This is a genomic window from Brucella sp. BE17 (assembly GCF_039545455.1).
Lineage (GTDB): Bacteria > Pseudomonadota > Alphaproteobacteria > Rhizobiales > Rhizobiaceae > Brucella.
The window spans coordinates 877,700-899,135 of record NZ_CP154468.1 but is presented as its reverse complement, the minus strand read 5'-3'; the positions used below and the strand labels follow the sequence as shown (position 1 = coordinate 899,135).

The following is a 21,436-nucleotide window of genomic DNA, read 5'->3' as shown; positions in this document are numbered from 1 at the left end:
TATCACCAGGTTACAGGATAACGCCTCACCGCTTGCTCATCGACATCCGTGCCCCATCCCGGCCGTGTCGGTACCAGCATGTGGCCGTCTTCGATCACCGGGTAATGGGTGACGAACTCGCCTTTCCAGGGGATGTCGTCGACATCAATCTCTAGCATTCTGAGATTGGGTATCATGGCCGCGAAATGGGCGCTGATGTGATCGGCGAGATAGCCGTAGAAATTGTGCGGCGCTATGTTGACGTCATGGGCATCGGCAAGAGCAGCGATCTTTAGACCCTCCAGTACGCCGTTCCACAGGACATCCACGACGGCGATATCCATGGCCCCCGCTTCCAGAAATGGCCGATAACTGCGTCTGCCGTACAGTGACTCTCCCGTGGCGAGGGGGAATCCTGCCTCCCTGCGCATTGCCGTCACCGCCGCCGCGTCATAACAATCCAGTTCCAGCCACGTCAAACGATGCGGCCGGACGGTTCGGATGAGCTGGAGATAGCCTTCGGGGCGGAAATTGAAATTTGCATCGAGCATGATCTCGATATCGTCACCCGCCCCCTCTCGCAGCGCCTTCAGCGTCTGGTCGAGAACCTTGAAAACTTCGGGCTGTGGATTGAGTTCCGGAAAGCCAGGTGTAGAGCCGAAGCCCGGACGAAAATTGGCAAGGCTGCCGTCCTCTATCATCATCACATTGGTCTTCAGTGCCCGGAAGCCGCGCTCCCGAACCTCGGCGGCGACCGCCTGCAACTGATCGATCCGCTTGACGGGCGAGAGGTTCAGGCTGTCAGCGTAGCGCACCCGGTATGTGCCGCAATGCGACCAATAAAGTGGTAGGCGGTCACGAACCGCGCCGCCGAAAAGCGCATGCACGGGCACACCCATTTCCTTGCCCTTGATATCGAGCAACGCGTTGCAGATTGCGGCGACGGCATGCTGATTGATACCGCTCCAGGCCGGTATTATCGTGGTGTTCAGAATGGCTGTGACCAATTCGACGCGCCGTGGGTCCTCACCGATGATTTTCTCGCCAAGGGCAAGGATCGTGGCCGAAAGACCGCGCGTTCCGACATTTTCGCTGAACTCTGACCAGCCGACGATGCCGCAGGCGGTCTCTATCTTCAGAAACGACGTGACCCGCCATCCAGATGCGGCATGCAGAATTTTAAGGCGAGCAATCTTCATAGAACTATCTCTGGTTTGACACGAGGCGATCGCCCACCACCTGAATGCCAGGCGGCAAATGTGCATCTCCGGGACTCCGACCGGCTATGCACGGCTCCGCGAGGAAGGGTTTCAGGCTTTGAGGAACAGGCGATTGAACTTCGGCTTTCCAAGCAGATTTGGTTCGTAGCCGCCCACATTTGGTCGGTGGACCTCGATGGCGGGAACGAAAGCCACCTCACAGGAAAGAGCATGCTCGAGCATGATGCGCTCGGCCTCCGCGAAGGCTGGTTTGCGTTCTTCCTGTGTTACACCGGCCTGTGCCTTGGCGATGGCGGCGGCGAGTTCCGGGGGAGGCGGCACTTTTCCCGCATTGTTCGCGCCCTGCTCACCATAGACGAAGAGAAAGCCCTGCACCGGATCGGGGCGGCCGGTCCAGTTGACCATAATCGCGTCGCCTTCGCCGCGAACCATGAATCGTTGGAACATATCGGCATTCGAGCCCGTGACAAGCGAGCAGCGGATGCCGACCTGGCGCAATTGTTCCATGATAATTTCGGCGCGCTGCTGTGAGGATTGGTCAGCATTGCTGTAGTATTGCAGGTTCAGGCCGTCTGCATATCCCGCCTCCGCCAGCAGCGCCCGAGCCTTGTCGCGATTCAAGGTATAGAAATCGTTGAGCGAGTCGTCGTGTGCCCAGTACCCCGGCGGCAGCAATGTTTGTGCTGGAACGCCAAGCCCGAGCATAGCTGCCTCGTTGAAAGCGTTTCGATCGACAGCGAAATTGATGGCCTGACGCACACGCACATCGTTTAGAGGCGCTTTGCTATAGTTAAAGACAATATGATAGTTGGCGACAGTAGGCGAAGTCCGGACGACGACCCGCTTGCCCGCTCGGTCTGCCACCAGCTTTTGCTGCGGATTGAGCCGGTAGCAGAAATCCGTTTCGCCCGCGATCACCGAGCGCAGTCCGGTATTCAAATCCGTGATAACCCGGAACGTGATGCCATCAAGGTGCGGCAGTTCGGGGTCCCAGTAATCATCAAAACGAATGAGCTGCACCACATCACCGTCGTCCCAGCGCTCGAAGCGGAATGGCCCGGTACCCACAGGGGCACGATCAAGGGTGCCTCCGGCCTTTTCTACAGCAGCTGGCGAGACCATCATACCGGAGCGGTCTGCCAGAATGAGAGGCAGCGCAGTGTCGGGATATTTAGTATTGATGGCGATCTTGTAGGTATCGAGCACCTCGACCGATTCGATGGATGATATGTCGCCCTTCGCCGTCGATCGATTATGCGTCATGGCGCGATCGAGATTGGCTTTTACCGCCTCCGCATTGAAGTCCGTCCCGTCATGGAACGTCACTCCCTCGCGCAATGTCATGACGAGCTTCGTCGGCGTTTCGAACTCCCACGCGGTCGAAAGACCCGGAATAGGCCGCAGGGTCGCCGGCTCGAAATCCACCAGCGTATCGTAGATAGAATAAAGGATCATGTGGTCGGAGCCAGCACCACTGGTAACAGGGTCCAGACTGGAAGGATTGAAAGGAGCGGCGACCCGGAGGATTCCGCCCTTCACGGCCTTCTCGTCGGCAAAAGCGGGGCGAGCCATTCCCGGCAGCAGCGCCATAGCCGCGCCGACGCCCGCCAGCTGCAGGATTTGCCGTCGCTTGATCTGCAAGGCACCCGCCTGTCCGGTTTCATTCGCATCGGTCATCATTTTCCTCCCATTTTCATCGCGTCCACCTCGCCGCGAAATCAAGGCCTCCACCTTGCATTAGATATTATATATAATATAGAAATATCTGCAACCCTCTTTCCGTCTGGTTTGCAAATGGTGTATTCTCGGCTTACAGACGCGCTAAAGGAGCATTGATTTGAGCAGCGCCAATCCATTATCCGGGACGATTGCCGAGAGGCTTCTGGCTGCGATCCGAAGGGATATTGTTCTGGGCAATCTTTCGCCCGGCTCGAGGCTGCGTGTCGACGAGCTGAGCAAGCGCTATGGGACGAGTCACATTCCGGTCAGAGAAGCGTTGCTTCAGCTCTCGGGCGAGCGGCTGGTCACTCTCGAACCTCACAGGGGCGCCGTGCTCCGACCGGTCACGGCTAAATTCGTAGCCGATATTCACGACACGCGCGCAGCGATCGAGAGCATGCTCGTTCGCAGGGCAACACTGAACATCTCGGATGCGCAACTTGATCATTTGGCTGATCTTGCCCTTCGCCACGAACAGGCCGCCGCCGCGGGAGTGGACGAGCGTATGTCTGAAGCAAATAAACAATTTCACAGCTTTATTGCAGAAGTCGCAGATAATCCTGAGGCTTCATACATCCTCGACCAAGGATGGGATTTGGTAATCAATCTGCGTAGCCGCTTTGGGCTTAGTAAGGCGCGGATCTCAGAAATCGTCTGCCAGCATAGACGCATTGTCGAAGCCGTCAGATCACGCGATATTGACCTTGCCGGGCGCGTCGTGCAGGAGCACTGCGTGTCTGCGCGCGATGATCTTCTCGCGCGGATGTAAGAGAGCGGCTTTCTTTAGAGAAGACTGCGCCGACAAGTGGACTTTCCTTTTATAACGAATGACATTGCCCCGGTTGGCGCGGATGGCTGAGTGAGGTGAGAGTGGATGGCCGACGCTTTCAAAAGAGCCCACTTCCGCAAAGGTTCATTCTTAATGGTATTTTCTTTTATGTCCGCTATCCGATTTCCTATCGTGACCTAACGAAATCATAACTGAAAGTGGCGTGGGCATTGACCCCGCGACATTGAACCCCAGTTTGTTCGTTAGTCGCCTCCGATTGCGACTCAGGCGCAAATCCGCAAACAATCAACATCTGGAATATGGCATGTTGATAAGAGTTATATAAGGATCAAAAGAAAACGGACCTATCTCTGCCGAGCTGTTGATCGTGACGGCCAAACGCTTAAATTAATGCTATCCGAGCGGCAGAACCTGAGCGCTGCGAGACGTTTCTTTAAGAAAGCGATCGCAAGCAATGGTGTTCCGTACAAGATCGCCACCAACAACCGCTCACCATTCGAGGCCTTTGCCGAACTCGCAGCATAAGTGCAGCCAGAACTAAGGACCTCTATAAACGCCGAAAAAATTTGCAACAGAGCCCCTTTTTTCGTGTGGTGGATTAGAAGTTCCTATCATTGATATGGCATCTTCGTTCAGGAACTTCAGAACCGTTAACCACTGTTGACTCAATGTTTTACTAACGTGGCTTTGAATTTGAAATTCGATCGAAGCCTTGCTGCGAAGTGATACGATTTGGAGATTTGCTACACTAGTTTCCACTATCACTCAGATTGCTTTTGCAATTTGCGGCAAAGCGTCAAATATGTCCGCGACGAGGCCGTAATCGGCAACTTGGAAGATTTGGGCTTCCTCGTTCTTGCTTATCGCGACGATTACCTTACTGTCCTTCATGGTTCCGAACATTAAAGGTGCACAGATATAGGGTAACGGACAGAATCGGGCCCAGAGGGCGGCTATCTTAAGGTTAGGATGCGCAGCAACGGATTCGGGGCGCTCTCAACGAACTCTCTCTTGATATGCTCGAGAGTAGACCGCTGAACTGTCGCTCGGCCTATGAGAGGATGGGCTACAGGGCATCTTTTGCGGCAAATCGATCCGCACGACGACCGGCGACAAGACCGCGCCATGTCCGCTCGACCGGGTGAACCGCCAGTTCTATGCGCCCGCACCGGACATGCCGCGGCTTTTAGATCTCCGCTATGTAGCGATCTGGCAGGGCTTCGTCTACGTGGCTTCTTTGATCGTCACCTCCGCTCGCCGCATCGTCAGCTGTCGGGCAAGCGGGACTGCTCATGCGGGCTTTGTGCCCGATGCCCTCGACCAGGCACAGCATGATCGGCGGCCCCTTCACCGTGGCAGGCTGGTTCATCATTCCGGCTGCGGCTCACAATATGGGTCCGCTCGTTATTCCGAAAGGCTGGGGGAAGAAGGCATCAAGCCGTCTGTCGAAAGTGTTGGCGGTTCCTGCGACAACGCTCTCGCCGAAGCGATCAATGGTCTCTACAAGGCCTAGGTCATCCATCGACGTGGGCCGTGGCGTAACTTCGAGGCTGTGGAGTTCGCTGCGCTGGAATGGGTCGGCTGGTTCAACAACCGTCGCTCCTTTAGCTCATCAGCAATATACCCTCCAAGCTGAGGCCAAGTAACGATATTATGCCATGCTGGACGCACAGGCCGTATAAGCCGAGGCTTTGCGTAAAATCTGGTTTGCCGCTGTCGATCTCTCTCTTCTTTACTTATTAATGCAGCGTGGCAGATGAAGAGCCAATCTTCATCGCGATAGACGAAACGGTCGCCCACCCCGACAGGTGTTGTACCTCGTGATCCAACACCATACTGATGGCGCGTCGGCGGACTTCAGGTGAAAACTTGTTCGTTGTCTTGCCCAAGGCTCAAAAGGGGGCGTCGGCGCTAGCGATTAGCACTTCACGCGGTGGAACCACATGCAAAATCCGCGGAAAATCCATTGTTTGGCCGATGAATGCGGCAGACCCGACGCCGTCAGCTTAACGCCCAGCAATGTTGCGTACGTCAAAATGGCCATCCCGTTAATGAAAGTCGCGCGCCCCACAAAGCGTCTGCTGGCTGACAAAGATTATGATGCAGGCAGCTTCACTCAGTGGCTTGAAAAAAGGCAAATATCAAGGTCGTGATCCCGCCGTCTACCGCATCCAGCACACTATACCCTTTGGATCGAAAAGCCTATCTACGCAGGAATGTTATCGAGCGGCTTTTCTGCAAACTCAAGAACAGGCGGCGCATCGCAAATAGATATGATAGACTTGCTGTAAATTATCTCTCAGCTATCGTGCTCATATCAGCTGTAATCGCATGGAGTAGAATGAGTCCCTATCCTAATGATGTTTCCATGGCCCTTCCTCAATGATCTGTTGAAAGAAATCCAGAAATGAAAGGGTTGCCCGGTTGATCATATCTTTGTGCGGCATCACTGCGTAAAGGCCAACCGGCTCGATCTCTATCTCAGGCAAAATTTCAACAAGATTACCAGCGTCGATATCGTCCTGCCCGTGGAAACGATAGAGATTGGCAATTCCAGCTCCTTGGATGCAGGCCTGGCGAATGGTATCGCCGTTGTCGCTTAGCATCACTGGTCTTACCGAAAGAGTTCGCCTTTTGCCCTCGTCAATGCAGACCCATGGATCGACTTCGCCCTTCAGCAGGCTCATCAGGACACGGTGCGAGCGGATTTCCATTTGATCCGTTGGCGCACCATGCGTCTCGATATAGCCAGGAGAGGCACATAGAACACGCTTCATCGTGCCCAGATTCCGGTGACTGAGTTTCACACCGGGCCATTCACGCAAGACAATCGCGACGTCAATCCTGTCCCGGATCAGATCAGGCAAGGCACTGGTTACGAAGAAATCAATGGTAATATCGGGGTGCTCGGTCAGGAACCTGCCCATATGGGGGTTGAGGATAGAGGATGAGACGGAAGGTGCTGCTGATATGCGGATATGACCCGAGTGTTGAGATGAAGTCGCCTCGCTGACCATGCGCAAAATGGATAGGCACCTGCCATAAAATTCGCGGCCTGCTTCCGTCACCGTTACTTTGCGTGTTGTCCGCAGAAGGAGAGCTACCCCCATGCTTTCTTCAAGAAGCGATATGTGCTTGCTCACGGCAGGCACCCCAATGCGAAATTGTTTTGCAGCTTCAGAAAAGCTGGCCGCATCAACCACTGATATATAAATACGTAGTGATTTCAGAGGGATATTATCAAATGGGAAGTTTATGCGATCCATATGATTATTTCCTTATTGGAAAAAACCTTTTCTTAAAACATTATATTGTTTCGGGTGTCAACTTGTCCCTATTCTGATTGCAGGAGATCGATGGGAGGGTTAAGATGACGACGCTTGAAAGCCTGACTATGCGTGGTTTTGCCGGACGTAGTGGCTTTGGCAAATCCCCCGCGCTCGTGGTTGTGGATTTTTGCAAGGCGTTTACTGTCCCCGAACATCAGCTCGGTTCCGACTCGCTCCTTGAGATTACGGAAACAAACCATCTTACGGATAGTTTCCGAAAGCACGGTCTGCCTGTTTTTTACATGATCATTTGTTACGAAACGCAGGCAGAGGCGGAAGCGACCAACTGGCGCAGCAAGATCGATGGCGTTTCAACCCTTCATAAGGGCAGCTGGGGCGTGGAGCTGGATGACAGGCTCAATCGCCTGCCGGATGATCCGGTCATTTCCAAGAAATATGCAAGTTCTTTCTTTGCAACGGATCTCGATGCGCGTCTGACGGCGCTAGGCATTGATACAGTCGTGATCACCGGCACAAGCACGAGTGGCTGCGTCCGGGCAACGGCAGTGGATGCCTGTCAATATGGATATAAAGCTGTCGTTTGCCGTGAGGCTGTCGCCGACCGGGACCGGCAAGCTCATAATCAGGCACTGGTGGACATCGAACTTAAATATGGCGATGTCCTGTCACGTGCTGAAATTGAAAGGCTTTTGAATAGCAAAAGCTGATTTGGGAGGAAATCATGATGCAATTTTCGAGAAAATCTCTGAAGGCGAAATCATTGAAGCTCATTGCGGAGGTTTCAGTTGCAGCTTTTGCAATTACCGCCATGTCTTCTGTCGCAACTGCGCAGGAAACCGTGCGGATCGGTCTGGCCACGCAGGCATGGTGGCCAACGGTTGTTGCTGAAACGGCCCAGAGACAGAACCTGTTTGAGAAGGAAGGTATTGCCGCGGAACTGACGGTTTATCAGAGCGGTGGCGAGGCTTTCACGGCGCTTGCCGCCAATGCTGCCGATATCATCTCGATCCAGCCTTCGATCGTGGCGACTGGGCGCACGCGTGGCGTTAATGCAAAGATGATTGCGCAAGGTTCCGATGCCAATTATGGCTGGCACCTTATTGTTTCCGCTGAGAGTGATATCAAAGATGTGCAGGGGCTTGATGGCGCTAATGTCGGTATCACTTCAGCAGGCAGCCTTTCAGACTTCCTCGCCCGCTGGACCCTTCATGACAAGAAGATCAACTTCAATCCGATTCCGCTTGGCGGCGGCGGTCTCGTACCTAATCTGATCTCGAGTAATGTCTCTGCCGCAGTCATTTTCTCGCCACTGAGTTTTCAGGTGATACAGAGCGGCCAAGGACGTTCGCTAATCGACTTTGGTGCTGAAATCCCCAAGCATCTCAATGCAGGCTGGGCAGCCTCCGATGCTGTCATTGAAGGCAAGCCGGAACTTGTTCAGAAAGCTCTCAATGCCATCTATGGCGGCGTCGCATATCTTCAGGCCAATAAGGAAGAAGCAATCAATCTGCTGATGGAGCTGAACCAGATCGAGCGCGATGTGGCTGTTCAAGAATACGAGGAGCAGTTCAAGCGCTTGTCTGCGGATGGTGCAATGACTGTTGAGGGTGCGCAGGCTGCCATCGATCTGGCTGTCATCGGCGGAATGAGCGATCTTGCTCCGGCTGCCGACATCATAGAGACCCGCTTCAAGCCAGTTCCAACGAAGTAAGCCCGATGGAGCAGTCGAAAATGCCAGATTGGCTCATCAGGACAGGCTTGGTCTTTATCTTTTTTCTGGCATGGGAGGCAGCTTCCCGTTTCGGGATCGTGGATGCACGACTGCTGCCGTCAGCCAGCAAGATAATTTCGACCGCTGCTGATCTGCTGGGCAACGCCGCCTTCAGAGGGCATCTGTCAACAACGCTGATCCAGACATTGCTGGCCTTCCTGATCGCCGTGCCGGCAGGTGCAGTATTGGGTTTGCTGATTGCTGAAAGGCCTTATGCAAGCGAAGTTTTCAAGCCTTTGATTTTCTTCGTTTTCAGTATTCCCAAGTCCATCTTCCTGCCCATGTTCATCCTCGCATTCGGAATAGGGATGGGCCAGAAAGTCGCTTTTGGCGTGTTTTCGGCAATTTTCATCATGATGATGACCGCTTTTGCAGCTGTGGACTCCGTAAAGCGTGAGCATTTGATGGTGGGAAGGGCAATGGGCGCGTCTTTTAGTCAGAGCCTATGGCGGATTTACGCCCCGAGTATGGCTCCTGTTCTTCTTGAAGCCGTACGCCTGGCGATGATCTTTAACTTTACCGGAATCCTGCTCGCCGAAATGTATGCCTCGAGATCCGGCATCGGCAATCAGATCGGCTTATGGGGCCAGAATTTTATGATCGACAGACTGCTTGCCGGAATCTTGATTGTCTCCGTCCTTGCGATCGCCTTCAACGAAGCGATCAGGATGGTGGAAACTAGGCTTGAGCATTGGAGGAGATAACGATGTCCTCGACAGGTATCGACAGCGTTGCAATTACGAACCTTACCCAGATTCATACCAGTAGCGGGCGCACCACGCATGCACTGGATAATATCAACTTTACGGTTCCGTCCGGAAAATTCGTCTCGGTGGTCGGTCCCAGCGGTTGCGGTAAATCCTCGCTGCTGATGATGCTGGTTGGTCTGGCCACACCATCTTCAGGCGAGATCAGGGTCGCTGGAAAACCGGTTCATGGACCCGATCCCGAGCGCATCGGCGTGGTTTTCCAGGAAGCAAATTTGTTTCCGTGGCTTACAGCGAGGAAAAATGTCGAATTCCCGCTGGCGCTGAGAGGTGTGGCGGCAGGCGAGCGTGAACGCAAGGCAAACGAAGCGCTGGGGCTGGTTGGTCTTGGCGAATTTGCAGACCGCTATCCACATGAACTTTCGGGTGGCATGAAACAGCGCGTCTCGATTGCACGCGGTATTGTTCAGGATCCAGAAGTACTCATGATGGATGAGCCGTTCGCCGCGCTCGACGAGCAGACACGTATGGTGATGGGTGACGAACTGCTTCAGATATGGGAGCGAACAGGCAAGACCATCATGTTTGTCACTCATAGTCTCACCGAGGCGATCTACTTGTCCGACCATGTCATTGTCCTGTCGGCACGTCCCGGCAAGATCATCGACCGGATCGATATCGACTTGCCGCGGCCGCGCACGTTTGAAATGACGTCGGAGCCTGAATTCATCAAGATCCGCAACCGGATCTGGGAACAGATCAGAACGGCTTGAAATCATGACCTGTCCATCTGCCAGAACCACTCGATGGATCATTGTTGCCCTCCTGATTGCAGCATGGGAAGTGCTGCCAGGAATGGGGCTGATCCCGACATTGTTCCTGCCACCGCTTTCGCTGACCCTACAGGCGCTTTACGGGGAGCTCGGTGAATATTGGAGCCAGCTTCTCGTTACCCTTCAAGAAGTTGGCGTCGCACTGATATTTGCCTGTGGCGGCGGCATTTCCTGCGGCATATTGCTTGGCTCGTCGGTAAAATCGCGCAAGCTGTTTCTGCCAATGGTGTCGGCTGCCTATGCCGTGCCGCTCGTCGTTCTTTACCCGTTGTTCACGGCATGGTTCGGGATTGGCATGCAGTCGAAGATAGTCTTTGCCAGTGTCTATGGCTTTTTGCCAACGATGCTTGGTGCGGCTGCGGGTGTGCAGACGATCGACAAGAACTTGATGACGACAGCGCGCAGTATGGGAGCATCGAAACGTCAGCAGATTCTGCGGGTTCTGGTGCCTGCGACCATGCCGACGGTTTTATCTTCGCTGCGCATTGGTGGCGCGCTCGTCATCGTCGGTGTCGTGGTTGCCGAGATGCTGATGTCAACGGCTGGTGTCGGCTTTCTGATTTCACGCTACCGCACGATGCTCGACAGCCCACGGGTGTTTGCAGCTATCCTGTTAGTTCTTTTCCTTGCCATTCTGTTTGATCTGATCGTGCAAGCCGCCGAGAGGCAGATCGCGGGATGGAAAAACGCCTCTTCTAAAGCCGCCGCATAGGAAATATCGCGCACATGCCCAAACCAATTACTCTGACTTTTGATAACGGTCCTGACCCGGAAGTAACACCTTTGGTTCTGGACGTGCTCGCCAGGAAGAATGTAAAGGCAACCTTCTTTGTGGTTGGAGATAAGCTGCGCGATCCTGCGCGTCGCGCCGTCGTTCGCAGAGCAAAAGAGGAAGGCCACTGGATCGGCAACCACACCTTCAACCACCTTGTTCCGCTTGGACTTGGCAAGCATGAGGCAGCATCCGCATTCGAGATTGGCAAGACACAGGAGCTGATAGGTGATCTGTCAGACGAGCGCAAATTCTTTCGCCCTTTTGGCGGCGGTGGGTTTCTAAATCACGATCTTCTCGATCAGAATGCAGTCGAATATCTCAAAGACGGGAAGTTCACCTGCGTCCTGTGGAATGTCGTGCCACGTGACTGGGAAACGCCTGCAACCTGGGTCGAAAAAGCACTTCACATGTGTGAAGGCAAAGACCATCCTTTAATTGTTTTGCATGACCTCACCACAGGTGCGATGGCAAGACTTGCAGAATTCATTGATCTCGCCAGGTCAGCCGAAATGGAGTTCGTTCAGGAGTTTCCTGAAGACTGTGTTCCAATGGTCCGTGGTGAAATCGTTGCACATATGTCGGCTTACGTTGCGTCCGAGACGACAGGCGTGGCCGTTGCTTCAGAAGGGAATCAGATATGAAGTTGCTCAGATATGGTGATAATGGCGCTGAAAAGCCGGGCTTGATGGCACCGGACAACACGATCCGTGACCTTTCACAGGTGGTGAGCGATTTTTCAGGCAGCAATCTTTCTGACGAGATTATCAAAAAGATCAGCCAACTCGATCATACTTCACTTCCCGTTGTCGATCCGGGCGTGCGCATTGGTGCGTGTGTCCCCACTCCGGTAAACTTCATTGCAGTCGGCCTGAATTATGCCGACCATGCGGAGGAATCGGGAATGCCCATTCCGGTGGAGCCCATCCTGTTTTCAAAAACTCCCAATTGCATTGTCGGACCGAATGACGATGTCATTCGACCACAAGGCTCGACCAAGCTTGATTGGGAAGTCGAACTTGCAGTCATTATCGGCAAGAAAGCCTATAATGTCTCAGAAGAAAACGCCTTGTCCTATGTCGCTGGCTATACGATCTGCAACGACGTCTCGGAGAGGGCGTGGCAGCTTGAAGGCACAGGGCAGTGGCTTAAAGGTAAATGCGCGCCAACTTTCGGCCCACTTGGCCCATGGCTTGTGACCCGCGATGAGATGACTGATACCAGCGATCTCGCGATGGAACTGAGCGTTGATGGCAAGGTTATGCAGTCCGGCTCCAGTAAGACGATGATTTTTGCCGTTCCGTTCCTCGTTTCCTACATCAGCAAATTCATGGAACTACAGCCTGGCGACGTCATTACAACGGGTACGCCTCCCGGTGTAGGTATGGGCATGAAGCCTTCCGTCTATCTTCAACCGGGGCAGAAGATGGAACTTTCCATCGCCGGACTTGGCAGCCAATCGCAGATGGTACGCTCGGCATAAGCTCAATTAATTTAGAGGGAAACGCAGGCCTGCCATGGCTGGGTGCGGGCATTCTTGCGTTACCCGGACCCCCGCGGCACGGGTGAATTGAACATAGCACTTGAGCACGTTAGCGGGTAAATCCACAAACCTGAGAAGGAAACATTAGGGGTATACGCATCGATTATGAAAAGGTTGCGCCAGACGGTTTAGAAGCGTTGGTCTGGATATAGATCGCTCCACACCGGCTCCCTGGATCGGATGGGCAGCCTTTTGAATTGCGTCCTGTCATTGATAAGTTGACTGTTGATCTGAAGTAATTGAACACATTCTTCGTGGATGAGACACGTGCGTGCATTCTTGATCAGGATCATTAAAGGCCAAATCGAGTCCTTCTGGGGTTTTGCAGGTGACGATGGATCATGATCGAAAAGGATCAACTGGAAATCGAGTTCGATTTTCTGGCACGCGAAAACTGTCAGCTTTAATACGGCTTACAAAGCGACACGGACAGTTTTAACTATTTGGGTGGCGCGGTGGATTCTCGGACTATGAGAGCGTAATCCACTTCATAATGCGTAGGCACATTGTGTCCATCGAGACGGGCCAGAATGTATTCGCCAGCGCCTTTCCAGGTTAAATCCGTCGGAATGTGCAGCGTCGTCAGGGAAGGGCGGAGATGGCGGCTCCACTCAAGGTCGTCAAACCCGACAACAGAGAGGTCTCCAGGGATATTCAAGCCCCGTCGTTCTGCTTCGAGCATCACGCCGTAGGCAAGGACGTCATTGCCGCATGCAATCGCTGTTGGTACATCCTTGCCGAGCAGGATTTGTCGTGCGGCATCGCGTGCGTCATCAAGCGTATAGCGCACTTCAATATGCCAAGCCTCTGGCAGTTCCAGCCCGTGTTCGGAAAGTGCTCGTCGAAACCCTCTCATTCGCGCACTGGCACGATCATTGTTGCGCTGAAGTGCACTCACCACGCCAATACGACGGTGACCAATTTCAATAAGGTGCATCATGGCGCGATATGCGGCAGCCTCGTTGTCGACCCCTATACTAGGGTAGGGCTGTGCCGGGTTATAGATGCCGACATTGATAAAAGGTACTGCGCGCGTTGCCAGCAGATCGCGTAGCGCCTGATGGTGGCAGTCTCCACGCAAAATCAATCCATCGACACCACGTCCAATCAGATTGCGCGCCTGTTCCAGTTCGACATCAATATCATACGCGTTTGTCGAGAGAATAAGCATATAGCCGCGCGAAGACAGAAATTTCTGTAACGATTCAATCCCGCGGGCAAACATTGCATTGTCTATTGTCGGAATGATCGCGCCGATCGTGCGGGTTCTATTGCTGGATAGGGCGCGGGCCATGCCGTGAGGTACATAACCGGTTTCATCAATCACGCGCTGTATCTTTATGCGCAAATCTTCGCTTACGCTTTGTGGATTGTTAAGTGCACGCGAAACGGTCGCTGTGGAAACCCCGGAAAGCTTCGCGACGACCCTTATGCCGGTCTTTTTCTCATCACTTTTCATAAATCACTCAAAAATGTAACGTTACATACGCTTTTCGGGAATGAAATGCGATAAGTCAAACAAAAATAGCCGATTTCGGTTGAAAATTTGTTCATCTGGTCTGTTGACATTGATGTGAATTATAAATTATGTAACCGGTTACATTTAGGTGCGCTCGGGAGAAGTGCATGATCTGCCGCTGGAGGGCGGCTTTGTGGAGGAGCATATGTCTAAAAAACGTTCTATACCTGCTCTGGCCTTGTCTTTGTTGCTGGCAGGAACAGCCACTTCGGCTTTCGCCTTTGACTGGAAGGCACATGAGGGTGAAACGGTTTCATTCCTGGCCAATAATAATCCCTGGTCGCAAGCTGTTCTTTCCTACAAGGACGAGTTTACGGCTTTGACCGGCATCAAGCTGAAGGTTGATTCCTATCAGGAACAGCAGATGCGTCAGCGCCTTGTGACCGTGCTCAACTCCGGCAGCGACGAGGTTGATGTCTTCATGACGCTTGCCTCGCGCGAAGGTCAGCAGTTTGCGGCATCGGGCTGGTATGCGGATCTTTCAGATTATGTAAAAAACGCAGTTGCGCCGGAATATGATTTTGCCGGTATCAGTCCCGCTCTTGTCAAGGCTGCGACTTTCGATGACAAGTTGACCAGCGTTCCGCTTAATCTTGAAGGGCCGTTGCTCTACTATCGCACGGATATTTTTGAGAAATGCGGTGTTTCCAAGCCAGAATCGCTTGAGGATGTTCAGGCTGCTGCCGAGAAGATCAAGCAGTGCGATAGTGCTGTAACTCCTTTTGTGTCGCGGGGCCTGAAGCCTGCAATCGCTTATACTTTCAGCAATGTGCTTCACAATGTGGGTGGCAGCTATATTGTTGATGGAAAGTCGGCGCTATGCTCGCCTAAGGGGAAAGAGGCTATTGCCTATTATGGCAATCTCATGCGCGAATATGGGCCTCCCGGCGCTGCCAATTATAGTTTTTACCAGATTTCCGCGCTCTATCGCAGTGGTCGTGCCGCCATGGCCTTTGAATCCTCTAATGAATTGCGCACCATCATGGAGGGCGGGCAGCGCCTGAATGATACCGATGTTATTCCGTTGCCGGCGGGCGAGGCGGGGACGGTCCCGACAGCCATCGGCTGGGGTCTGGCTATCTCCAGCAACAGCAAAAAGAAGGATGCGGCCTGGTACTTCATGCAGTGGGCTTCAAGTCCTGAAATGCAAAAGCGTCTGGCGATTCAAGGTGTTGCCTCGCCGCGTTCGTCTGTTGCGTCGGATGAAGAGTATAAGGCCTGGATTGACGAAGCGCCTGTGCGTGCAAGCTGGCAGGCAGCGCTTGGCGTATTGGCCTCAAATGGATCATCCGAAGTGGGCTATCCCATCAACGCCAACCCGGAATCGCGCGATTATATCGGGCAGGCCGTGCAGGATGTTCTTCTCGGGCAACGATCTGTCGAGGACGCATGTGCCGCAGCCGACAATGCTCTTAATGGCCTGATTGCCCGCAAATAATCTCTTGGCCGGGGCATGCTCGTGCATGTCCCGGTATCTGACAATTGTTAGTCGAAAGACCAAATCATGACACCAGGCTCCATCAATGGCCAGGGACGGCAGCTTGCTGCCTTGTCCGCACCGGCGGTTATCTTTACCGTTGCGATGATCGCCTTTCCGGTGATTTATACGATCTGGCTTGGGTTCCATTCCTACTCGTCTACAGGAGAAGCGCATTTTGCAGGCGCTGCCAATTATGCGGCACTTGCGGTTGATGGTGAGTTCTGGAACGGTCTTTACGTCACCTTTGCGCTCTATCTGCTGTCGATGGTACTCCAGCTTATCGCGGGCATATATCTTGCCATGCTGCTGTTTCATTCCAAGCGGCTGTCCGGCTTGCTGCGCTCACTTCTCATTTCGCCCTTCATGATGCCGCCCGTGGTGGCCGGCATGATGTGGCTCGTTATTCTTGATCCGTCTCTTGGTGCCGCCAACTATATTCTGCAATCTGTCGGTTTACCGCAGTCCGAATGGCTTGCGTCCCCGACCTGGGTCATTCCGACCATTGCGCTTATCGATACGTGGCAATGGGCCCCCTATGTCGCCTTGATCGTGCTTGGTGGTCTTCAATCCCTGCCACCCAGTGTTTATGAAGCAGCGCAGATCGATGGTGCTTCTCCTTTTCGCATATTCCGTCGCATTACCCTGCCGCTGTTGTTGCCGACGATTGTCACCGCGGCAGTGCTGCGAAGCGTCGATCTGCTGCGCTTTTTCGACATTATCTACATCACCACACAGGGTGGCCCGGGCAACGCTTCAAACACACTGAATATCTATGGTTTCCGTGTGGGTTTTGAATTTTTCAATATCGGTTATGCGAGCGCGCTGATGATTACACTTTCGGCCATCGTACTGGCCGCCGTGTTGATGCTCAATCGCCTGCGCAATGCAGTTGCCTGGTAAGGAGATGATGATGAACGATCAATCAGCCCCCCGCACCTGGCTGCACTGGCTCAATACGGTTCAATTGACTGTTGCAGGCATTCTTATTCTGGCTCCAACGGTCTGGATGGTGCTTTCTTCCTTCAAGCCATCTTTTGAGGTGACAGCCTACCCGCCGACGGTGTTCTTCCAGCCTACTTTGGAGAATTACGTTACCCTTTGGGAGACGACGCCGTTCCTCTCCTATGCCGTCAACAGTTTCATCGTGACGATCGGTTCGACCCTGCTCGGTCTGGCGTTCGGCATTCCCGCGGCCTTTGCCGTGTCGTGGTCGCGGATTACTTGGCCTGCCGTTCTCACCCTTGCTGCACGTATGGCTCCGGGAACGCTCTTTTTGTTGCCCTGGTATATCATGTTCCGCGAGGTTGGCCTCATCGGGTCCTATACGGCGCTGATCCTCAGCCATGCGGTCATCACCATGCCGATCGTCATCTGGGTATTGCTGCCATTCTTCGACAATATTCCGCGCAGTGTTTTTGAAGCAGCCCAGATGGACGGTTGCTCGGTGACCAGAATTCTTTGGCGCATTGCCTTGCCTCTGGTGGGTTCGGGCGTTGCTGTCTCGTCGATCCTTGCATTTGTCTTCTCGTGGAACTTCTTCCTGTTTTCGCTGATCCTGTCGAATTCCGACACGAAGACACTGATTGCTGCTGCCTTCAATTTCGTTGGTGAGGGTTCGACCCAGTGGGGTTCGTTGATGGCGGCTGCCACCCTTATCGCGCTGCCGCCGCTTGCGCTCGCCATACTCGTTCAGCGCTGGCTCGTTGCAGGACTGACGCTTGGTGCCGTTAAAGGATAAGCAGAATGACTGATAGAAAAAATGCACGTATGCGTGCCTCCGTCTTTCACGGCGACCGCAAGATTACCATAGAAAGCCAGGATATTCCTTCTGTAGGATCAGGAGAGGTTCTGCTGAGGGTTTTGCGAACGGCGCTTTGCGGATCGGATTTCAAGCTTTGGCACAAAGGTGCGGAGTTTACCGCCGGTCATGAGATATTCGGTGTTGTCGAGCAGCCGGGCCATCCGCGTGATGGACAACGCTGTGCTGTCTATATTCCGCTTCACTGCGGTCACTGTGATGCATGTAGGGCCGGTGATACGCAGATGTGCCTCGAGGTCTCAAGCCTGATCGGCTGGAACCGACCAGGGGGCTATGCCGAATATGTACCGGTGCCGGAGAACTGTCTGCTGCCGGTGCCCGACGATATCGAGGATGACCTAGCGCCTCTGCTTCTCGACACCATCGGAACGTCGGCCCATGCCGTTCGCTTTGGGATGCCGCTCGTCCCGCCTGAGGGAGACGCGCCGGTGCTGGTCACTGGTGCGGGGCCGGTTGGGCTTGGTGTTGTGCTGGCGCTGTCAAGTCTTGGCTACAAGAATATCCATATCAGCGATCCAAATGAAGAACGGCTCGCGATAGCGGTTTCCTTTGGCGCGAAAGCGCATGCGGTTGGCGCTCGTGACAAACGTTTCAAACTGATTTTTGAATGTTCCGGCGCCCATGCGGCGCGCAATCTTGGCATAGAACTGGTACTGCCGCGCGGCGCGCTCATGCTGGTGGGAGAGAATTCGGCTCCCTGGAGCATTGAGGAAGACAAAATTTTCCGACGCAAGGATTTTTACATGATCCGTACCTTCTATTTCCCGGTCAGTGACTTCGCAGCGAATGTCGAGTTGCTACGTGCGAACAAGGATCGTTATCGCCGCCTGGTCGATGCTGCCTTCGCTCTCGATACGCTGCCGGAAAATTTCGCGCGCTTTGCCGAAGGCAAGCTCATCAAGCCTGTCCTTTCGTTTGGGTGACAACATGGCCTCGATTACTATCAAGAATATCGTCAAGAAGTTTGGTGATCTGACTATCATTCCAGGACTTGATCTGGAGATTGCCGATGAAGAATTTGTTGTTTTCGTCGGTCCTTCGGGCTGCGGAAAATCAACGCTGCTTCGAATAATCGCCGGTCTGGAGCCATCAACCTCGGGCGACCTCTTCATCGGCGATAAGAATGTCAATACAGTCCCGGCCTCCAAGCGCGATATTGCAATGGTGTTTCAGGACTACGCGCTTTATCCGCATATGACGGTCTATGACAATATGGCCTTTGCGCTCGAATTGCGCGGCATGAGCAAAACAGAGATCGACACCCGCGTGCGCCGGGCAGCAGGTCTATTACATATTGATCCTTTTCTCGAACGAAAGCCGAAAGCACTCTCAGGCGGTCAACGTCAGCGTGTCGCGATGGGACGTGCGATTGTTCGCGACCCCAAAGTTTTTCTTTTCGATGAGCCGCTTTCCAATCTGGATGCAAAGTTGCGTGGACAGGTCCGCACCGAGATCAAGGCGCTCTCGCAGGAACTGAAAACCACAATGATCTTTGTGACGCATGATCAGGTGGAAGCTATGACAATGGCTGACCGTATCGTGGTGCTCAAAGGCGGTGAGATACAACAATTTGGTCGTCCCGAAGAGGTTTATGAGACGCCTGCAAACCAGTTTGTTGCCGGTTTTATCGGCTCTCCGGCGATGAATTTTTTCAATATACGGCGCGGCGACAACGGTTTTGTTCTGGATGGTGCTCCGCAGCTTTCAGCCCCTCTATCCGATACGCTCACAACGGCTCTCAAGGATAGAAACGAGGCTGTGCTTGGCATTCGTCCGGAACATTTTATGCCGGTGGACGATCAGAACAATTCGTTGCCGGTGATTGTCGATCTGGTTGAACCGCTTGGTTCCGATACGCTTATCCATTTCGATCTGGCGGGTTCCAGAACGATTGCAAGGGTCAATCCGGAACTCAGGCCAAAAACTGGCGACCGGTTGGGCCTTATGCCGCAAGGGGGCAAAGTCCATCTTTTTGACAGCGTGGATGGAAAGGCCATCCGATGACCTTCGCCACCATCTTGCCGAAAGATGCTTCTCCATCTGTGGTTTGCCTTGGTCTCGCCGCGCTTGATCACATCTGGCGAGTTGAAACGCCCTTCGCAGGGGGGAGCGAAAAAATCAGGGCTGGCCAGCATCTGACCGAGCCTGGTGGCATGGCGGCGAATGCTGCAGTAACCGCTGCAAGGCTTGGTGGTGTGGTCGCCTTCTGGGGACGGGCAGGCAATGATGACGCTGGTCGTGTCATGGCAAAGGATTTTGCCGAAGAAGGCGTCGATATCAGTCATTTCCGACTTTTCGACGGTGGTGCCTCTTCCGTATCCGGCATTATTGTCGATGCACATGGTGAGCGCCAGATCGCCAATTTCCGCGGGGAGTATCCATCCGATCCGTCGTGGCTTCCTCTTTCCGATCTGGTTGCGGATTGTGTTCTGGCAGACCCACGCTGGCCGGAAGGCGCGGAAGCTCTCTTCAAAGCGGCAAGGCAGCGGGGCATTCCGACAGTTCTTGATGGTGATGTGGCCGATGCGGCTATCTTCGAGCGTCTGCTTCCGCTGACCGATCACGCTATTTTCTCCGAGCCTGGCCTGCGTGGTTTTGGCGGTGCCGATATTGATCATGCGCTGGCGCAGGCAGCCCGGTTCGGATGCCAGATGGTAGCGGTCACGCGTGGCAGCAGCGCAATCGTCTGGCGAGAAGCACTTGGCCAACATGAAATGCAAATACCAGCCGTACCGGCTGTCGACACCACCGCAGCCGGTGACGTTTTTCATGGTGCTTATGCTTTTGCGATGGGTGTCAAGATGGGCATTGCAGATGCCCTCGGATTTGCCAGCGCGGTCGCGGCCCTCAAATGTACACGGCACGGCGGTCGTGCCGCCATCCCCTCCCTCGAAGATTTGAAATTGTCCTGAAAGGTATCATAATGCTTACACTTGGAAAAACACGTGGCCTCGCTCGCCTTGCCAATAAAAATGGGCATTTCTGCATGGTTGCTCTGGATCAGCGTCCGCCGCTTTTTGAAGCCATTGCTGCCGCCCGTGGTATCGACAAGTCGGAAGTGACGTTCCAGGAGGTTCTTACGGCAAAGCGCCTGCTCGTCGAAAACCTCGCACCGCATTGCAGCTCCATGCTTTTTGACCCCAATTATGCCATTCCAGCAGCCATCGATGTTTTGCCGCCGGAATGCGGACTGATCGTCACATTGGAAGATCATCGCACCGAGGAAAGCGAAGGCGGACGTAAATCCAAGGTTATTGCCGATTGGAGCGTCGAAAAAATCCGTCGTCTGGGCGGTGATGCGGTCAAGGTTCTGGCATGGTATAGGCCAGATGCGTCAGCCGATGTTATCGCCCACCAAAAGGCGTTCGTGCGCAAGATCGGTGAAGATTGCCGTCGCCATGACATTGCCTACGTGCTTGAACTCCTCGTATTCCCGTTTCTTGGCTCCGCCGGTCACACGGTAGATTATGTCGAATCTCCGACAAAACTGCCGGAACTGGTTATCGATAGCGTGCGTGAATTTGCGAAACCCGAATATGGTGTCGATCTTCTGAAGCTTGAAAGCCCGCTTGCCGCAAACAGCCTGCCAGCGCGCGACGGCAGTGACGCGGCCCTTGCCGCTCAGAGGGAGTTTGATGCGATTGGCAAAATCTGTGCAGATGCTGGCATTCCATGGGTCTTGCTGTCTGGTGGTGCGGCGACGGAGAAGTTCGAGCGTGTGCTCGACTATGCTTATGCCGCTGGCGCAGGCGGTTTCCTGGCTGGCCGAACCATCTGGCTCAACGCAATCCGTTCGCATTTTCCCGATACTGCGGCTGTTGCCCAGGCTCTGTCCGGTGAGGGGGTTTCGGTGGTCAAAGCATTGAGTTCTTTGACCGAGGCAAAAGCGCCGCGCTGGTCTCCCACTATACCTGCTTTTCAGACCATCCAGAACGAAGGGGACTTCGCCAGCGGTTATGCGGCTGCATGAACTGCGGATTGAAGGAGGAATGAT

General features: G+C 53.8%; 20 protein-coding genes and 4 pseudogenes. 18 read left to right on the top strand and 6 right to left on the bottom strand.

Translation table 11 applies throughout. The features are described from left to right. Nucleotides 1-2: 2 nt before the first annotated feature. Nucleotides 3-1,178, bottom strand: coding sequence for a mandelate racemase/muconate lactonizing enzyme family protein (locus AAIB41_RS15435; RefSeq protein ID WP_343314918.1), 1,176 nt, complete (start codon nucleotides 1,176-1,178; stop codon nucleotides 3-5). Between the two features lie 111 nt (nucleotides 1,179-1,289). After that, nucleotides 1,290-2,879: an ABC transporter substrate-binding protein gene (locus AAIB41_RS15430; protein ID WP_343314917.1), complete on the bottom strand. Its 1,590-nt coding sequence runs from the start codon at nucleotides 2,877-2,879 to the stop codon at nucleotides 1,290-1,292. Nucleotides 2,880-3,036: 157 nt separating this feature from the next. On the opposite strand from AAIB41_RS15430, the gene AAIB41_RS15425 reads away from it, so the two are divergent. After that, a complete protein-coding gene (locus AAIB41_RS15425) occupies nucleotides 3,037-3,687 on the top strand; it encodes a GntR family transcriptional regulator (protein ID WP_343314916.1) in 651 nt (216 codons plus the stop codon). Between the two features lie 101 nt (nucleotides 3,688-3,788). Further along, nucleotides 3,789-4,182, top strand: a pseudogene (locus tag AAIB41_RS15420) (DDE-type integrase/transposase/recombinase); the annotation flags it as partial. Between the two features lie 291 nt (nucleotides 4,183-4,473). Here the strand turns inward: AAIB41_RS15420 and AAIB41_RS15415 are convergent. Continuing rightward, a pseudogene (locus AAIB41_RS15415) lies at nucleotides 4,474-4,599 on the bottom strand (electron transfer flavoprotein subunit alpha/FixB family protein); the annotation flags it as partial. Nucleotides 4,600-4,734: 135 nt separating this feature from the next. Between AAIB41_RS15415 and AAIB41_RS15410 the strand changes: the two are divergent. After that, nucleotides 4,735-5,354, top strand: a pseudogene (locus AAIB41_RS15410) (DDE-type integrase/transposase/recombinase); the annotation flags it as partial. Between the two features lie 96 nt (nucleotides 5,355-5,450). Here AAIB41_RS15410 and AAIB41_RS15405 read toward each other — a convergent pair. Next, a pseudogene (locus tag AAIB41_RS15405) lies at nucleotides 5,451-5,597 on the bottom strand (IS3 family transposase); the annotation flags it as partial. Nucleotides 5,598-5,860: 263 nt separating this feature from the next. Between AAIB41_RS15405 and AAIB41_RS15400 the strand changes: the two are divergent. Beyond that, a complete protein-coding gene (locus AAIB41_RS15400) occupies nucleotides 5,861-6,094 on the top strand; it encodes a transposase (protein WP_343316095.1) in 234 nt (77 codons plus the stop codon). Here the strand turns inward: AAIB41_RS15400 and AAIB41_RS15395 are convergent. Beyond that, nucleotides 6,063-6,974: a LysR substrate-binding domain-containing protein gene (locus AAIB41_RS15395; RefSeq protein ID WP_343314915.1), complete on the bottom strand. Its 912-nt coding sequence runs from the start codon at nucleotides 6,972-6,974 to the stop codon at nucleotides 6,063-6,065. The genes AAIB41_RS15400 and AAIB41_RS15395 overlap by 32 nt on opposite strands. Before the next feature lie 104 nt (nucleotides 6,975-7,078). Between AAIB41_RS15395 and AAIB41_RS15390 the strand changes: the two genes are divergently transcribed. The 7 genes from AAIB41_RS15390 to AAIB41_RS15360 are packed head-to-tail and all read left to right on the top strand — an operon-like array spanning nucleotide 7,079 to nucleotide 12,564. After that, on the top strand, nucleotides 7,079-7,705 hold the full coding sequence (locus tag AAIB41_RS15390; protein WP_343314914.1) for an isochorismatase family protein: 627 nt from the start codon (nucleotides 7,079-7,081) through the stop codon (nucleotides 7,703-7,705). Nucleotides 7,706-7,719: 14 nt separating this feature from the next. Next, the gene (locus tag AAIB41_RS15385; protein ID WP_343314913.1) at nucleotides 7,720-8,709 is read left to right on the top strand and encodes an ABC transporter substrate-binding protein; all 990 of its coding nucleotides are present in this window, start codon (nucleotides 7,720-7,722) and stop codon (nucleotides 8,707-8,709) included. 20 nt (nucleotides 8,710-8,729) lie between these two features. After that, a complete protein-coding gene (locus AAIB41_RS15380; protein ID WP_343314912.1) occupies nucleotides 8,730-9,473 on the top strand; it encodes an ABC transporter permease in 744 nt (247 codons plus the stop codon). A gap of 2 nt (nucleotides 9,474-9,475) precedes the next feature. Further along, complete coding sequence (locus AAIB41_RS15375) at nucleotides 9,476-10,249, top strand: ABC transporter ATP-binding protein (protein ID WP_343314911.1); 774 nt, start codon at nucleotides 9,476-9,478, stop codon at nucleotides 10,247-10,249. Nucleotides 10,250-10,253: 4 nt separating this feature from the next. Further along, nucleotides 10,254-11,021: an ABC transporter permease gene (locus AAIB41_RS15370; RefSeq protein ID WP_343314910.1), complete on the top strand. Its 768-nt coding sequence runs from the start codon at nucleotides 10,254-10,256 to the stop codon at nucleotides 11,019-11,021. 14 nt (nucleotides 11,022-11,035) lie between these two features. After that, on the top strand, nucleotides 11,036-11,725 hold the full coding sequence (locus tag AAIB41_RS15365; protein WP_343314909.1) for a polysaccharide deacetylase family protein: 690 nt from the start codon (nucleotides 11,036-11,038) through the stop codon (nucleotides 11,723-11,725). Then, complete coding sequence (locus tag AAIB41_RS15360) at nucleotides 11,722-12,564, top strand: fumarylacetoacetate hydrolase family protein (protein ID WP_343314908.1); 843 nt, start codon at nucleotides 11,722-11,724, stop codon at nucleotides 12,562-12,564. Before AAIB41_RS15365 ends, AAIB41_RS15360 begins: the two co-directional genes overlap by 4 nt. Before the next feature lie 499 nt (nucleotides 12,565-13,063). Here the strand turns inward: AAIB41_RS15360 and AAIB41_RS15355 are convergent, their stop codons facing one another. Then, nucleotides 13,064-14,083 carry a LacI family DNA-binding transcriptional regulator gene (locus AAIB41_RS15355; RefSeq protein ID WP_343314907.1) on the bottom strand — a complete coding sequence of 340 codons (1,020 nt, stop codon included), beginning with the start codon at nucleotides 14,081-14,083 and terminating at the stop codon, nucleotides 13,064-13,066. A 205-nt stretch (nucleotides 14,084-14,288) separates the two neighbouring features. Here AAIB41_RS15355 and AAIB41_RS15350 point away from each other — a divergent pair, with 205 nt between their 5' ends. From AAIB41_RS15350 to AAIB41_RS15320, 7 genes are all read left to right on the top strand, one after another. After that, nucleotides 14,289-15,581 (top strand): sugar ABC transporter substrate-binding protein, encoded by a 1,293-nt coding sequence (locus AAIB41_RS15350; protein WP_343314906.1) that lies wholly within the window; start codon nucleotides 14,289-14,291, stop codon nucleotides 15,579-15,581. Nucleotides 15,582-15,647: 66 nt separating this feature from the next. After that, complete coding sequence (locus AAIB41_RS15345) at nucleotides 15,648-16,523, top strand: sugar ABC transporter permease (RefSeq protein ID WP_343314905.1); 876 nt, start codon at nucleotides 15,648-15,650, stop codon at nucleotides 16,521-16,523. A 10-nt stretch (nucleotides 16,524-16,533) separates the two neighbouring features. After that, complete coding sequence (locus tag AAIB41_RS15340) at nucleotides 16,534-17,361, top strand: carbohydrate ABC transporter permease (protein WP_343314904.1); 828 nt, start codon at nucleotides 16,534-16,536, stop codon at nucleotides 17,359-17,361. A gap of 5 nt (nucleotides 17,362-17,366) precedes the next feature. Continuing rightward, a complete protein-coding gene (locus AAIB41_RS15335) occupies nucleotides 17,367-18,365 on the top strand; it encodes an alcohol dehydrogenase catalytic domain-containing protein (RefSeq protein WP_343314903.1) in 999 nt (332 codons plus the stop codon). Nucleotides 18,366-18,369: 4 nt separating this feature from the next. After that, entirely contained in the window at nucleotides 18,370-19,446 is a 1,077-nt protein-coding gene (ugpC, locus tag AAIB41_RS15330) for a sn-glycerol-3-phosphate ABC transporter ATP-binding protein UgpC (protein ID WP_343314902.1), read from the top strand. Beyond that, nucleotides 19,443-20,354: a sugar kinase gene (locus tag AAIB41_RS15325; RefSeq protein WP_343314901.1), complete on the top strand. Its 912-nt coding sequence runs from the start codon at nucleotides 19,443-19,445 to the stop codon at nucleotides 20,352-20,354. Before ugpC ends, AAIB41_RS15325 begins: the two co-directional genes overlap by 4 nt. A gap of 11 nt (nucleotides 20,355-20,365) precedes the next feature. Further along, the gene (locus tag AAIB41_RS15320) at nucleotides 20,366-21,412 is read left to right on the top strand and encodes a tagatose 1,6-diphosphate aldolase (protein WP_343314900.1); all 1,047 of its coding nucleotides are present in this window, start codon (nucleotides 20,366-20,368) and stop codon (nucleotides 21,410-21,412) included. Nucleotides 21,413-21,436 lie beyond the last annotated feature (24 nt).

What these genes read in the sequence shown, in the direction of transcription:
- AAIB41_RS15435 (WP_343314918.1), bottom strand. Translation starts at nt 1,178, where the DNA reads ATGAAGATTGCTCGCCTTAAAATTCTGCATGCCGCATCTGGATGGCGG.
- AAIB41_RS15430 (WP_343314917.1), bottom strand. Translation starts at nt 2,879, where the DNA reads ATGATGACCGATGCGAATGAAACCGGACAGGCGGGTGCCTTGCAGATC.
- AAIB41_RS15395 (WP_343314915.1), bottom strand. Translation starts at nt 6,974, where the DNA reads ATGGATCGCATAAACTTCCCATTTGATAATATCCCTCTGAAATCACTA.
- AAIB41_RS15390 (WP_343314914.1), top strand. Translation starts at nt 7,079, where the DNA reads ATGACGACGCTTGAAAGCCTGACTATGCGTGGTTTTGCCGGACGTAGT.
- AAIB41_RS15385 (WP_343314913.1), top strand. Translation starts at nt 7,720, where the DNA reads ATGATGCAATTTTCGAGAAAATCTCTGAAGGCGAAATCATTGAAGCTC.
- AAIB41_RS15380 (WP_343314912.1), top strand. Translation starts at nt 8,730, where the DNA reads ATGCCAGATTGGCTCATCAGGACAGGCTTGGTCTTTATCTTTTTTCTG.
- AAIB41_RS15375 (WP_343314911.1), top strand. Translation starts at nt 9,476, where the DNA reads ATGTCCTCGACAGGTATCGACAGCGTTGCAATTACGAACCTTACCCAG.
- AAIB41_RS15370 (WP_343314910.1), top strand. Translation starts at nt 10,254, where the DNA reads ATGACCTGTCCATCTGCCAGAACCACTCGATGGATCATTGTTGCCCTC.
- AAIB41_RS15365 (WP_343314909.1), top strand. Translation starts at nt 11,036, where the DNA reads ATGCCCAAACCAATTACTCTGACTTTTGATAACGGTCCTGACCCGGAA.
- AAIB41_RS15360 (WP_343314908.1), top strand. Translation starts at nt 11,722, where the DNA reads ATGAAGTTGCTCAGATATGGTGATAATGGCGCTGAAAAGCCGGGCTTG.
- AAIB41_RS15355 (WP_343314907.1), bottom strand. Translation starts at nt 14,083, where the DNA reads ATGAAAAGTGATGAGAAAAAGACCGGCATAAGGGTCGTCGCGAAGCTT.
- AAIB41_RS15350 (WP_343314906.1), top strand. Translation starts at nt 14,289, where the DNA reads ATGTCTAAAAAACGTTCTATACCTGCTCTGGCCTTGTCTTTGTTGCTG.
- AAIB41_RS15345 (WP_343314905.1), top strand. Translation starts at nt 15,648, where the DNA reads ATGACACCAGGCTCCATCAATGGCCAGGGACGGCAGCTTGCTGCCTTG.
- AAIB41_RS15340 (WP_343314904.1), top strand. Translation starts at nt 16,534, where the DNA reads ATGAACGATCAATCAGCCCCCCGCACCTGGCTGCACTGGCTCAATACG.
- AAIB41_RS15335 (WP_343314903.1), top strand. Translation starts at nt 17,367, where the DNA reads ATGACTGATAGAAAAAATGCACGTATGCGTGCCTCCGTCTTTCACGGC.
- ugpC (WP_343314902.1), top strand. Translation starts at nt 18,370, where the DNA reads ATGGCCTCGATTACTATCAAGAATATCGTCAAGAAGTTTGGTGATCTG.
- AAIB41_RS15325 (WP_343314901.1), top strand. Translation starts at nt 19,443, where the DNA reads ATGACCTTCGCCACCATCTTGCCGAAAGATGCTTCTCCATCTGTGGTT.
- AAIB41_RS15320 (WP_343314900.1), top strand. Translation starts at nt 20,366, where the DNA reads ATGCTTACACTTGGAAAAACACGTGGCCTCGCTCGCCTTGCCAATAAA.